Source organism: Vibrio sp. 1580 (assembly GCF_033340055.1).
In genome coordinates this window covers 270-614 of record NZ_JAWOVT010000421.1, presented here as the reverse complement: position 1 = coordinate 614, position 345 = coordinate 270, and the positions used below count along the sequence as shown (strand labels likewise).

At 45.5% G+C, this 345-nt stretch carries 1 protein-coding gene; it reads right to left on the bottom strand.

Annotated features, from left to right (window positions below):
- Positions 1-345, bottom strand: a 345-nt coding sequence (locus tag R7093_RS26355; RefSeq protein WP_318147167.1) for a LysM peptidoglycan-binding domain-containing protein, incomplete at both ends; no start/stop codon positions are given.

Here is a 345-nt window from a genome sequence, read left to right as displayed (position 1 = left end):
GCGGTATGAGTAATCGTTTCAGTCTCTACTGTAATAGGCTTGCTTGGCACTTGGATCTTGCCAGTTGACGGAATACGCAGTTTTTGTCCAACCGCTAAGCTGGTCGATTTCAACTTGTTCTCAGCCATCAACGCTTTCGAGTTAGTACCGTATTTATTCGCAATCACAGACAGCGATTCACCACGCTTAACAATGTGCACCATTGGTTTAGAGGAAGGTGAGAACACCGTGCCTTCAGGTGGGTTATCTTTTAGATATTTAACCACCGCTTTAGAGATAGCCTGCGCTAACTTATCTTGGTGCGCGCGTTGGAACAGCAGTTTCTCTTCTGTTGGGTTAGAGATA